At 67.9% G+C, this 12,333-nt stretch carries 12 protein-coding genes and 1 pseudogene; 10 read left to right on the plus strand and 3 right to left on the minus strand.

All coding sequences use genetic code 11. The features are described 5' to 3' along the window. The first annotated feature begins 93 nt into the window (after positions 1–93). From OHA61_RS00465 to OHA61_RS00480, 4 genes are all read left to right on the plus strand, one after another. Positions 94–756: a transposase gene (locus OHA61_RS00465; protein ID WP_406307242.1), complete on the plus strand. Its 663-nt coding sequence runs from the start codon at positions 94–96 to the stop codon at positions 754–756. A gap of 49 nt (positions 757–805) precedes the next feature. Further along, a complete protein-coding gene (locus tag OHA61_RS00470) occupies positions 806–1,156 on the plus strand; it encodes a hypothetical protein (RefSeq protein ID WP_406301134.1) in 351 nt (116 codons plus the stop codon). Between the two features lie 360 nt (positions 1,157–1,516). Next, complete coding sequence (locus OHA61_RS00475) at positions 1,517–1,906, plus strand: peptidase inhibitor family I36 protein (protein WP_406301135.1); 390 nt, start codon at positions 1,517–1,519, stop codon at positions 1,904–1,906. 469 nt (positions 1,907–2,375) lie between these two features. After that, complete coding sequence (locus tag OHA61_RS00480) at positions 2,376–3,482, plus strand: hypothetical protein (protein WP_406301136.1); 1,107 nt, start codon at positions 2,376–2,378, stop codon at positions 3,480–3,482. A gap of 162 nt (positions 3,483–3,644) precedes the next feature. Here OHA61_RS00480 and OHA61_RS00485 read toward each other — a convergent pair whose 3' ends face one another. After that, on the minus strand, positions 3,645–4,208 hold the full coding sequence (locus OHA61_RS00485; protein WP_406301137.1) for a hypothetical protein: 564 nt from the start codon (positions 4,206–4,208) through the stop codon (positions 3,645–3,647). Positions 4,209–4,344: 136 nt separating this feature from the next. Then, positions 4,345–5,214 carry a recombinase family protein gene (locus OHA61_RS00490; protein ID WP_406301138.1) on the minus strand — a complete coding sequence of 290 codons (870 nt, stop codon included), beginning with the start codon at positions 5,212–5,214 and terminating at the stop codon, positions 4,345–4,347. Between the two features lie 719 nt (positions 5,215–5,933). Here OHA61_RS00490 and OHA61_RS00495 point away from each other — a divergent pair. Genes OHA61_RS00495 through OHA61_RS00515 form a run of 5 tightly spaced genes read left to right on the plus strand, consistent with a single transcriptional unit; the run spans position 5,934 to position 10,498 of the window. Next, positions 5,934–6,044, plus strand: a complete 111-nt coding sequence (locus OHA61_RS00495) for a keywimysin-related RiPP (protein WP_107050258.1) — start codon at positions 5,934–5,936, stop codon at positions 6,042–6,044. A 26-nt stretch (positions 6,045–6,070) separates the two neighbouring features. Beyond that, positions 6,071–7,927 (plus strand): lasso peptide isopeptide bond-forming cyclase, encoded by a 1,857-nt coding sequence (locus tag OHA61_RS00500; protein ID WP_406301139.1) that lies wholly within the window; start codon positions 6,071–6,073, stop codon positions 7,925–7,927. A gap of 29 nt (positions 7,928–7,956) precedes the next feature. Continuing rightward, the gene (locus OHA61_RS00505; RefSeq protein WP_406301140.1) at positions 7,957–8,211 is read left to right on the plus strand and encodes a lasso peptide biosynthesis PqqD family chaperone; all 255 of its coding nucleotides are present in this window, start codon (positions 7,957–7,959) and stop codon (positions 8,209–8,211) included. Next, positions 8,208–8,642, plus strand: coding sequence for a lasso peptide biosynthesis B2 protein (locus OHA61_RS00510; RefSeq protein ID WP_406301141.1), 435 nt, complete (start codon positions 8,208–8,210; stop codon positions 8,640–8,642). The genes OHA61_RS00505 and OHA61_RS00510 overlap by 4 nt, the downstream gene beginning before the upstream one ends. Next, positions 8,639–10,498 carry an ABC transporter ATP-binding protein gene (locus OHA61_RS00515; RefSeq protein WP_406301142.1) on the plus strand — a complete coding sequence of 620 codons (1,860 nt, stop codon included), beginning with the start codon at positions 8,639–8,641 and terminating at the stop codon, positions 10,496–10,498. Before OHA61_RS00510 ends, OHA61_RS00515 begins: the two co-directional genes overlap by 4 nt. A gap of 201 nt (positions 10,499–10,699) precedes the next feature. On the opposite strand, the pseudogene OHA61_RS00520 reads toward OHA61_RS00515, so the two are convergent. After that, positions 10,700–10,948: pseudogene (locus OHA61_RS00520) on the minus strand (DUF4265 domain-containing protein); the annotation flags it as partial. Positions 10,949–11,048: 100 nt separating this feature from the next. Here OHA61_RS00520 and OHA61_RS00525 point away from each other — a divergent pair. After that, the gene (locus OHA61_RS00525; protein WP_406301143.1) at positions 11,049–12,221 is read left to right on the plus strand and encodes an IS4 family transposase; all 1,173 of its coding nucleotides are present in this window, start codon (positions 11,049–11,051) and stop codon (positions 12,219–12,221) included. Positions 12,222–12,333 lie beyond the last annotated feature (112 nt).

Consider the following 12,333-nt stretch of genomic DNA (forward strand, 5'->3'; position numbering starts at 1 on the left):
CCGTGGCGGGGTGATTCGCCGTCATGAACTCACAGACCGGAAGTGGGAGTTGCTTGCTCAGCTGATACCGAGGGCCGCCACGGGTTGGCCGCGGTGATCTGCGCCGACGAGCTGGGGCCAGTGATCCCGCGAACCTTCCCGCCCGCACCCACCTGGTCACCGGGCCGGCACGGGATCAATGCGGAACTTGACTACAGCCGCGGACCGGAGAAAACCTGGGTCTACGGCGGTCTGCGACCAACCGACGGCCAGGCAGTCACGATGACCCCATCCTCTCGCAACAGCGTCTTCTACCAGCAGTTCCTGCAATGGCTCGAGCAGGCCCACCCGGACGGGGAGATCTGGATCGTCACCGACAATCTGTCCAGTGACAACAGCCTGTCCACTCGGACCTGGCTCGAGGACCATCCCCGCATCCACCACGCCTTCATCCTCGTCGGGGCATGCTGGCTCAACCTGCAAGAAGGCTGGTGGCGCATCTTCCGCAAAGCCACCCTCGCCGGCCGTTCATTCGCTACCCGCGATGACATCGACCAGGCCACGGCCCTGGCCAGCGACCAACTCAACTCCCGTGCCAGCCCCTGGTCTGGGGCAGACCCACACCGCCAACTCGCTTACTACGGTGCCGATATGTGTACATCGTTTGAGGAATTCAGCACTAGGAGCAACAGGGCTTACAGACCTGTGGAGGCGCTGCCCGCTCCTGCGCTGGTCTCGTGCCGTCTATTCGGCTGCGGGCTACTCAGGACGACCTAGGTACTCGCGCCCAAGCGGAGCGCGGTACCTGCTGCCTAGCATCCCGAGCATGAGTTCCGTTGAGCAGATGGCCGGATCGAGTGAACAGGTGGCGGCGCGGCAGCAGTCGCGGGGTACGACGTCGCTTGTACTGGGTGCTGTCGCCGTCGCGATGATTGTCTGCCCCTTGCTGCCCGTCCCGGTCCCGATGTGGGTCCGCCTTCTTCCCGTTTATTTGATCGTGCCCGTGGGGATATCTGCGGTCGTCTCAGGCACCGTCGCTCTGCGCAGGATGCGGGGCCGGGAGGGAGCCGATCGCTTCCGGGCGCGGGCGGGTGTCGCGCTCGGCACCGCGGCCGTCGTGATTCCGCTGACCGTGATCGTCTGGGCGATCTGGGCGCTGAGCCAGGTCTACAAGTAGACGGCGATCAGCTTTGAGGTCCAGAAATGGGTTCTGATTACTGGGCGAAAGAGCTGAACGCCTTTTCCGAGGAAGCATCTGACGGCCCCTTGGGGTTCCCCAGGTTCGGCCTGCGCACGACCTATCCCGCTCGGGAGGTGACTGACTGGGAACAGACCCGTGATCCGCACGCCGCACCTATGCACACCCCGGCAGGCCGCCGGGCATAGGAGACGGACGCGGTTGGTCCCAGAGAGCCCGCGGCGAAGGTCAGGGTGATCGTTTCTGCGGTGAACTTCGTGACCCGGGGTGGTGAGTTCGCGCGGTCTGGGGGGGTGGAGCGGTGCGGTGCGCGCTACCTGTATCCGTGTGATGACAACCATGACGCGTTCCGCTGTAGCCGCTGTCCTTGCTCTGGTGCCGTCGAGTCTGCAGTCGTCGGCTCAGGCCACCGGTACGGTGATGAAGCCCGGCGCAGGTACGACAACCTCCGCCGTGCGTGCGGTGGGATGCCCCGATGGCTACGTCTGCATCTACCCGGACATCAACTTCGGAGGTCAGCCGTGGGTCCGGCGGGCGGCTGACGGAAGTGTGAAGGACCTGCCCTCACAGATCCGCGACGACGGCAGCTCCATCAGGAACAACTCCGGCAAGACCGCCCGCGTCTACGAGAAGCGCAATCACCACGGACGGTGGGTTTGTGTGACCCGCAGCGGCGGCTCCATCCACGACCTGCGCTCCTACACCTCAACGACCAGACCCGCTCGCTGAAGATCAACAACAACGACTGCGGCTGAACACCGGCACAGTTCCTTCTAGTTGGGCTGCGGTAGGGACGTCACCCCTGACGCGGTGAGCGACGGCTACCAGGCAGCGGAAGGCGGGCGGTGCCCGACGTGCGAGCGAGTCCACCGCGATCTCCAGGCGGAGCGAGCAGCCGCGGAAGACGCTGCCGGCAGCAACGGGATCCTCGCCCATCTGCACGCTCGCCCCGAAGGCCAATAGAGACTGCCCTGAGCCAAACGCCACGCCGGCACCACTGGTCACGGCCGTCCTTCACGTTTCTGGGAGCGGGCTACCGGTGCTTCGAGCGCCCCCGATTCGCGCTCTGCCTCGTCATGTCGGGTCCGCGACACGGTGGATGCAACCTGGGGGCGGAATCCCTCATTCAGCCGCCATGGAGGTGGCCGATCCGACCCCCGGTGTGAGGCGGTCAAGGCAAATGGCAACACTTCAGCCTGTGTTCGTCGACTGGACGTCCCGCAACGATGAGCGGACCGAGGCGATTGGAAGCCTGGGCGGTGCTTCGGTGACGCTCGCCGGGCCCCTGGGCGCCGTCTACCTGCACGAGGACTGGACGGAATTCGGGTTGGCGTACTTCACCCCGCCGCTGCCCGCATCGGACATGATCGAAATGGTCGGTCATTTCGAAGGCAGTACGCTCGAGGTCAGTTTCCGTCCCCCGGTGAAGGATCCCGTCTTCCACCTGGGATCGCTCGCCTCCGAGCTGGAGTTCCTGGAGCTTCCGGCGGGTACGCGCGTCGAGCGGCTCAGCGGCGACGAACATTTCGAGGTCGACGGCAACAAGGTCAAGGGCCAGTTTGCGGATCCTGTCCCCAATCCCGACGGGAGCCTTGGGCCCAGTGACTCTAACGGCAGCGTTCGCCTCCGCGGGCGGGAACCCGTCTCTTCGATCAGGTTCACCCTGAAGCCGACCTACACCGCCGGCTCGCCCGACGGCGTACACCTCCAGATCGGCGGGACGGTAGAACAGCCTGTGTTCGTCGACTGGACGTCCCGCAACGACGAGCGCACCACGGCCGAGGGAACCCTGGACCGCCGCACTTCGGTAACGCTCACCGGGCCCCTGGGTGCCGCTTACCTGCACGAGGACTGGACGGAATTCGGGTTGGCGTACTTCACCCCGCCGCTGCCCGCATCGGACATGATCGAAATCGTCGGTCATTTCGAAGGCAGTGCGCTCGAGGTCAGTTTCCGTCCCCCGGTGAAGGATCCCGTCTTCCACCTGGGATCGCTCGCCTCCGAGCTGGAGTTCCTGGAACTTCCGTCGGGTACGCGCGTCGACCGGCTCAGCGGCGACGATCACTTCGAGGTCGACGGCAACAAGGTCAGAGGCGAGTTTGCGGATCCTGTCCCCAATCCCGACGGGAGCCTTGGGCCCAGTGACTCCAACGGCAGCGTTCGCCTCCGCGGGCGGGAACCCGTCTCTTCGATCAGGTTCACCCTGAAGCCGACCTACACCGCCGGCTCGCCCGACGGCGTACACTTCCAGATCGGCGGGACGCCGTTGCCGCACACATCTCCAACCGAGACGGCTACCGCCTGAGCCGAGCTCGGACAACGAACCGCGACAAAATTTGCCCGCCCAATCGAGCAGATGTCGGACGACCAGAGACCGAGCCGGAGACGGATGGGGCGAAGGGCTGGCTCAAGAGCCCTGGGACGCCGCGGGTAGCGCCCGACCGGCGGTGCACCAGGACCACGTCGATCATTTCGCTTCCTCGATGCGTGTGGCGCGGGCGCGCGCGGTCTCGGCGCCGCTTCGTGCTTCGCGGGCCTTGCGGGCGGCATCCGACATGCCGCGCCGGGCTTGGTCCAGTGCGCTTCGTGCCTGGCGTGTTTGCTCCTGGGCGGATTTCATCTCCTCGGCGAGGGCGGCGGACCGTGCCTCTGCCGCCTGGAGCTGTTTCTTGGCCTGCTCCTGCGCTGATTCGGCTCGCTGGCGTTCTTCCTCCCGGTCGCGTGCCTGTTGCTCGGCGCTTGCCGCGTCCTGGCGGGCCTGGGCGACCTTCCGTTGCCGCTCTGTCTCGCGGCGCTGCTCCTTGGCGCTCCGGACCGAGCTGTCGGCACTGTCCTGTTGGTCCTGACTGGCCGGGCGGCTGGATCGTGTTGGGGGTGGGGGAGCAGCCGTCCGCGCGGTGGCGCTGAGCGTGGCCGCGGTGAAGCCCACCAGGGGATTGAGAGGCTTGACGAGTTGGCCTGAGGCCCATTCCTGTGCTGCCTGGGGATCGGCCAGGACCGCATGCAGGGTTGCTTCGATCTCGCGCTGCACGACTTCACTGACCGGATGACCGGCTTCTGCTGCCAGCTGGCGGGCTTGGCGTGCCGGGGTCCCGCCGGTAACGCTGCTGGATTGAACGCTAAGGAATGATCTTGCCCCCTCGCGTAGGTGGAGGGTAGCCAGTTGCCTACGACGCCAAAGGCGCGGTGGTCTGTTCGTCGTGTTCGCGCAGCATGCGCATGACGGTGGCGGGTGAGGGGTGCTGGCCCTTCTTCTGGCCGTTGGTGATGACGAGGCGGGAGGCGATGTCGCGGAGGCTCATCTCTTGCTCCCGCAGGTGGAGGGCCATGGAGAGCATGTGGTCGTCGGTGACGCCCGCGCCGCCGATGGTTTTGCCGCACTTGCGGGCGGACTCGTGGCCTTCGAGGGTGCGGTCGCGGATGTACTCGCGTTCCATGCCGGAGAGAGCCGCCAGCACGGTGAATACGACGCCGGAGGGGTCGTGCGAGCCCTGGAGCTCACCGGTGAGGAAGTGAAGGCCGACGTCACTGGCCTTGAGCTCTTCGGCCAGCGTCGCCAGTTCGATGCCGCGGCCGAGTCGTTTGTGCTCGTGGACGACGAGGGTGACGCGGACGCCGGAGGCGCGCAGTTCGCCGGCGAGCTTGACGGCCTTGTCCAGCTCGGGCCGTTGGGTGGCGCGGGTGGAGATCTTCTCGGAGAAGATCCGGGTGGCGCCCCCCTCGGTCAGCGAGTCGAGCTGGGAGTCCAGGGACTGGCGGGCCGTGGACGCGCGCGCGTACCCGAGGCGGACGTGTCCGATCGGCTCGGTGCCGACACCCTTGGGCCGGGGCAGCTCGGTCCAGACCGAGCCGGGCTTGCGCACGGCGGGGGTCGGTACGTTCAGCGCCTTGACGAGTTTTGGCACCAGCCGGAAGCGGGCGGTGTGGTACTGGCTGGTCACCTTGCCCTTGCCGGTGCGGCACGGCGAGCCCGCCGGGGCGGCGCAGGTGGACATCGGGCAGGCGTGCGATTCCACGCGCTTGAAGTCGTCGCTCACGAGCCCTGACTGTTTCATGAGGGTGTTTCAGCCGTCCAGCTATTTGCAACAACACATGAAACATGAAACCCGCAGCATGATCGGCGGGCGGCGCCGTGTTTCACAAGCGAACACCTATGAAACACGGCCCCCGGTTCGGACCGGTCAACTCGCGTCCGTGGAAACCACCTCAGAAGAACGGATGTGGCTCATGCGGTTCTACCGCTTGAACCGCAGATACGCGGTCCGCTCGATCGATGTTGCAATAGAGAGGCCTGCCCCTGGCCTCGGACCGTCTGCGAGGCAATGGAGATCGGCGGCAGTATCCAGCCATTCAGGCAGAGGAAGCGGGGAAGGGAGCGCGGCGGCGAGATCGGAGTGCGCCCCGGCGGCTCCGGTCGGTTCCGGTTGGTGCGCCCTCATCGCCACACCCGCCGTGTGCTTCTCGATGCGCAGGCCGAATCGTTTTGCCGTCCTTGCGCGCATCCCGCTCGCCTGATGTTTCATTTTTGACGAACCTCGCGAGCCGCAGTACAGCTCTCTGGCCACTTTAGAACTTTACATATGATCCCATTTTCTCTAGTGACCTTGCTATGGCATCCACCTATGCACGTAGCTATTTGGGTACACCCGCTTCCTTGTTCCGGCTCCCGATGAGCCTGGACGGGACGGCCAGGAACCGGTCTCCGGTTCCCGGCCAGCCAGGCGGCGGTCGTGTACACCCCATGTGAGGAGAAGTCATGAAGAAGGCTTACGAGGCGCCGACGCTGGTCCGGCTCGGGACGTTCCGGAAGAAGACCGGGCTCCTGCAGAGCTCCGGCAACGACCGTCTCATCCTGAGCAAGAACTGACGAGCGACGGTTCCTGACCCGACGTCATGACTGAACTGCACGAGAGTGCGGGGACGGGCCCCGGCGACGCGCACTTCACGGTCTTCACCGACCGGGAGGACGCGGCCGCCGTGGCCCGCTCCTTCGCCCGCCCCGGAACGCGAATCCTGCAGCACGCTTCGGGCCGGCCCTGGCTGGTGGGGCAGTGGCACGATGAGGAGATCGTCACCGCGCGCGCCGGCCACACGGTCCTCGCCGTCATCGGCTGCTGTCGGATCGACGCCGTAGAGCTTGAGCGCCACGCCGGGAGGCTGCGGGATCTTGCCGAACTCGACGCACTGGCCCGCTCCCTTCCAGGGAGCTTCCATCTCGTCGCCGCGCTCGGCGGGCGGCTCAGGGTGCAGGGCACCGCCTCCGGGCTCCGGCTGGTCTTCCATGCCCCCGTTGACGGAACACAGGTGGCTGCCAGCCGCGCCGACGTACTCGCCGCGGCGCTCGGTGCTGACCCGGACGAGGAGCAACTGGCCGTCCGGCTGCTGTGGCCGGTTCCCCATCCACTCGCCGAGGCACCCATGTGGCGAGGCGTCACTTCCGTGTCTCCCCAGGACGCGCTGATCGTTTCGCCGGATGGCCGGAGCGTGCGCCACTCGCGCTGGTGGGCACCGCCGGAACCGGTACGTACTCTCGCCGATGGCGCCTCACTCGTCCGCGAAGCCCTGGCCGCGGCGGTCGATGCTCGTACCCGGCAGGGTGGCGTGGTCAGCTGCGACCTGTCAGGCGGCCTGGATTCCACCTCCATCTGTTTCCTGGCGGACCGCTCACCAGCCCGGGTAGTGGCCAGCACCTGGCCTGGTCGTGACCCCGCCGACACCGATCTGTACTGGGCAGAACAGGCCGCCCGGTCGATGCCGGACATCGACCATGTGGTGTGGGATGCCGATACCTCGCCGCTCGTCTACACCGGCCTGCTCGGCATCGATGACCTGCTGGACGAACCGACCATCGGCGTCATGGACCGCTCAAGGGTCCTGCACCACCTGCCCGGCCTGGCGGAGCGGGGCAGCCGGTTGCACCTGACCGGCATCGGCGGCGACCACGTGGCCTGGTGCTCGGAGGCGTACTACCACCGACTGCTCCGCACCCGCCCGCTGTTCGCGCTGCGCCGGCTGCGCGGCTTCAGGGCCCTGTGGCAGTGGCCACTTGGCGGCACGGCACGCGCGCTGGCCGACTCGCGGCCGTACGGGAAGTGGCTGGCCGACTCCAGCGGCCGCCTGCGAGACCCACTACCCGCCACCGTCAGCACCAGCCTCGGCTGGGGCATGCCCCCTCGCCTCTTCGACTGGATCACCCCCGACGCCGAACGGATGGCCCAACGGGCGCTGCGAGAGGCCGCCATGACCGCCGTACCGCTGCACCCGGACCGCGGCCTGCACACCGACCTCGAACAGATCCTTTCCTGCACCCGCATCATCCGCCAGTGGGACGGGATGGCCGCCCGAGCCGGTGTGCCGATGGCATCGCCGTTTCTCGACGACCGCGTCATCGAGGCATGCCTCGCCGTGCGCCCGAGCGAGCGCGTCACGCCCTGGCAGTACAAACCCCTCCTGACCACTGCCATGAGCGGGATCGTGCCCGACGCGTGCCTGCGGCGCACCAACAAGGCCGCCGCTTCCATGGACGCATCCAACGGACTGCGCGAACACCGCGCCGATCTGCTGGCGCTCTGGGAGGACTCCCGGCTGGAACAGCTCGGACTGGTCGACGGCGCAGCCCTGCGCCGGCTCGCCCAACGCCCGGCCACACCCGAACTGCGCGACGCGATCCTCTACTCGACCATTGCCGCCGAAGTGTGGCTGCGCGGCCTCCACCGAACCACCGGGCCCAAGGCTCCCGCCTCCTCATGACCACCGTTCCCCAGCAGAAAGGCACACGCATGGCATTGAAGTTCGGCGCCAATGTCTCCACAGCCGAGACGGACTACGGCACGGTCCTCCTGGACGAACGAGCCGGGGACTACTGGGAGCTGAATCCCACTGGCACCCTGGTGGTCAACACGCTGATGGCGGGCGGTGACCAAGCCGCCGCGGTCGCCGCGCTCGCCGACGAGTTCGACATCGACCTCGTCCAGGCGAAGCAGGACGTCGACGCCCTCGTACAGCAACTGCGGGCCTCGGGGCTGGCCGAATGACGACCCCCAGCGCCCTGGAGCGGCCCACCGGCGTGCCCTTCACCCGGCGCCTGGCCGCCCGTCTCGTCCTGACCCCCGCCCTCGTCATCGCCCTCCTGCCGCCCCGCCGGATCCGTGCCGTGCTCCACCTCGCATGTCGCGGAGCCACGCCGGCCACCGCCACACAGGCCAAGAACGCACGGGACGCGATGTGCGCGGTGAGCCTGCGCTGCGCCGGCCCGAAAGGCTGCCTGCGCCGTTCCCTGGGAGCCGCGCTGCTGTGCCGCCTGTCAGGGAGCTGGCCGACCTGGTGCACCGGGGTGCGCGTGGTGCCGCCGTTCACGGCGCACGCCTGGATCGAGGCGGACGGCCGCCCCGTGGACGAGGGTGTACCCGACGACTACTTCACCCGGCTCATCACGGTCGCTCCCGGGAGCCGATCGGGCCGATGACCGACACCGTCGTGGATCAGGCACAGCCGACGGCCGCGGGCGACCGCTCCACCCGAGCCGCGGTCGCCACCATGTACCGGCTCACCACCGGCCACCGGGCCACCATCACCGTCGCCACCGTACTCACCCTCGTCGGCTCGGCGCTCGGGCTTGCCCAGCCGCTCGTCGCCAAACAGGCCGTGGACGCGAGCGGACGGGGACAGGTGTTGTGGCCCTTGCTGCTGCTCCTGGCCGTACTGTTCGTCACCGAAGCGGCGACCAGCGCGGTGGGCCGCTTCGTCCTGGAGCGCATGGGCGAAAGCATCGTACGAGGGCTGCGCCACAGCCTGGTGGCGCGGCTGCTCCGGCTGGAGATGCGGGAGTACGACCGGCACCGCAGCGGCGACCTGATCTCCCGGGTCACCGCCGACACCACCCTGCTCAGAGAAGTCGTCTCCCAGGCACTGGTCGATCTGGTGACGGGTGCCCTCGTCGCGGCGGGGGCGATCGTCCTCATGGTGTGGATCGACCCGCTGCTGCTGCTCCTGGTCACAGCGACCGTAGCTACCGCCGCCGTGATCGTCGCCTCGCTTCTCAAGGGCATCCGGGCTGCCTCCGAACGCATGCAGACCTCCGTCGGCGCGATCGCCGCCGACCTCGAACGCGCGCTCGGCGCCCTGCCGATGGTCCGGGTTCACCGAGCCGAGGACCGTGAAGCGGGCCGCATCGGAGAATGCGTCGAGGCGGCCTACCGCGCCGGCGTACGGACCGCGAAACTCGCCTCCCTGATGAGCCCCGCGGTCGAACTCGCCGTCCAGGGCTCCTTCCTGATCGTCCTGGTCATCGGCGGCCTGCGGGTCAACGGCCACGCCAACTCCCTCGGCGACCTGGTCGCCTTCCTGCTGTACGCCTCCTACCTGGTCCTTCCACTGTCCTCGGTCTTCCGGGCAGCCGGCCTGATCCAGCGTGGCATGGGGGCCTACCAGCGCATCGAGCAGGCACTTTCCCTGCCGGCGGAGCCCTCCCAGCAGACCCCGGCCGTCCGGGCATACACGCGCGAGGCGGCCCGGCAGACCATCCCGTACCAGGAACCCGCCCTCGCCCTGCGCAATCTCAGCTTCGGCTACGACCCGGACCGGCCGGTGCTGCGCGGCGTCTCGTTCACTGTCCCCTACCGGCAGCAGACGGCCCTGGTCGGCCTGTCGGGTGCCGGAAAGAGCACGATCTTCGCCCTCATCGCCAGATTCCACGAACCGGACTCCGGGACCCTGCTCTTCGACGGCCTGCCCGCCACCGCACTGAGCCGCACCGCATGCCGCGGACGCATCGCCGTCGTCGACCAGAACGCACACGTCGTCCACGGCACCCTCTGGGACAACATCACCTACGCCACGCCCGACGCCACCCAGGCAGAAGTGCAACACGTCGTCGAGCTCGCCCAGCTGGAAGGCGTCGTGCGGCGGCTGCCGGACGGCTTGTCGGGAATGCTCGGCGAACGCGGCGGCACCCTGTCAGCGGGAGAGCGCCAACGGGTCGCCCTGGCCCGCGCCCTGCTCGCCCGCCCCTCGATCCTCCTGCTCGACGAGCCCACCTCCCACCTCGACACCATCAATGAGACCGCGCTCACCACAGTGATGAAGGACGTCGCCCGAGAATGCGCCATCCTGGTCATCGCACACCGGCTGTCCACCGTCCAGCACGCCGACCAGATCGTCGTACTGGACAACGGCCGCACCACCGCCCAAGGACGTCACCAGGAACTACTCACCAGCAGTCCCACCTACCGCGAACTGGCCGCCGGACAGACGCTCCACCCAGCCAACGCCCAGACCTCCCCCGTGACGACCGTCCGCCCCCACCCACGCCACCCGCTGTGAACCGGACACGGACACGACACCGAGCGCGCCTCAGGCAGTCCAGCCAGCCATCACCCTGGGCCAGGGCGACGGCGACGGCCAAGCCGTTGCTCCCTGCCGCGAAGGCGTCCGGCACCGACGACGTCATCGCCGGACACCTCCACGAGGCCACATCGGCACCACTTCGCCCGCGCTTACGTCATCCCCGTCGGCTGACCGGGGGTTGCCAGAGGAACTGATCCGCTCGACAGCCCAGTGAAGGCCGTCGGAGTCGGTCCGGAACCGCACGACGTCGCCCTTGGATACTCCGTCCTGAAGGAAGGCGGCATTCTGTACGCAGGCCGTGTCGACGCCGAGCCTCGTCGCCCACAGGCCCTCAGTGTCCTGCGGGAACCATCCTTCCCGAGGAACGAAACGGAACCAGATCTTGATCTCCTCGACCGCGCTCTCCACGACGTCATCCTGCGTCAACCGCCCCCGTGCTTTGCACCGGGCCTTAGAGGCAATGCCGTTGTTTTAGGTTGCGGGCGTAGGCTGCTTGGCAGTGGTCCCGGGGGTGGTTCGGGTGGCTGTGAGTGTCTCTGAGTTATCGGGTCTGGGGCTGTTGACCTGGGTGTATCCGCCGGGGTTGGTGGATCGGGTGGTGGCCGCTTGCGGCTGCGCGGAACAACGCAAGCGACTGCTTCCCGCCCGGCTGGTGCTGTACTTCGTGCTGGGGCTCGCGTTGTTCTCTCCGGCTCCGTATCTGGAAGTGATGCGGCACCTGGTGGAGGGTCTGCGAAGCCAGGGACTGCTCGGTGCCTGGCACGTGCCGGCGAAGTCCTCGCTGTTCCGGGCCCGGCAACGGCTGGGCTCGGAGCCCTTGCGGGTGCTGTTCGCCACGACGGCCAAGCCGATGGCCACCGAGGCGACGCCCGGGGCGTTCTGGCGGGGGCTGCGGCTGCTGGCGGTGGACGGGACCTGCTGGGACGTCGCGGACACCGCGGCCAACGAGGCTGCCTTCGATCGTCCGGGCAGCGGCCGCGGGACAGGCCGGAGTGCGTTTCCGCAGGTGCGGATGGCTGCCCTGGTGGAGCTGGGCAGCCATGCGGTGCTGGACGCGGAACTGGCCGGCTGCCGCACCGGTGAAGTCACCCTGGTGGCCCGTCTGCCGCGTTCCTGCGGTCCCGGCCAGCTCGTCCTGGCCGACCGGGAGTTCCTCGGTGTCCCGTTGTGGCAGGCATTCACCGCCACCGGCGCCGACCTGCTCTGGCGGGTGCCCGCCAACCGCGTCCTGCCCGTCACCAGGCAGTTCCGTGACGGGTCGTGGCTGTCACAGATCCGCGCAAGCAGCGACCCTGCCCGGAACGAGCCCATCGTGGTCCGGGTCCTGGCCTACCGGCTCAAGGACCAGCTCGGCGAGGATGCAGCCGGCGGATACCGCCTGGTCACCACCCTGCTGGACGCCCGACGGTATCCGGCCCGGCAACTGGCCGCGCTCTACCGCGAACGCTGGGAGATCGAGTCCGTTTTCGCTGAGATCAAGACTCATCAGCGCGGCGCACGCGTCGTCCTCAGCAGCAAAACCCCCGACGGCGTCCGCCAGCAGATCTGGGCACACCTGCTGGTCCACCACGCCCTGCGCGAGCTCATGCTGAGAACGGCCGCCACCCGTGGCCTGGACCCCGACCGGGTCTCCTTCACCGAAACCCTGCGCTCTGCCCGCCGCAGCGTGACCGTCACGCCCGGCAGCTTTTCCCCCTGACCTCCTGGTCAGAGCCCTGGTGATACTCGAACAGGACCTCCTGGAACGACTCCTGCCCAACAGACGCCTGCGCAGCCAGCCCCGCGTCGTGAAACGCAAGATGTCCAACTAC

Origin of the sequence: Streptomyces sp. NBC_00885 (assembly GCF_045207475.1) — a bacterium.
Taxonomy (GTDB): Bacteria; Actinomycetota; Actinomycetes; order Streptomycetales; family Streptomycetaceae; genus Streptomyces.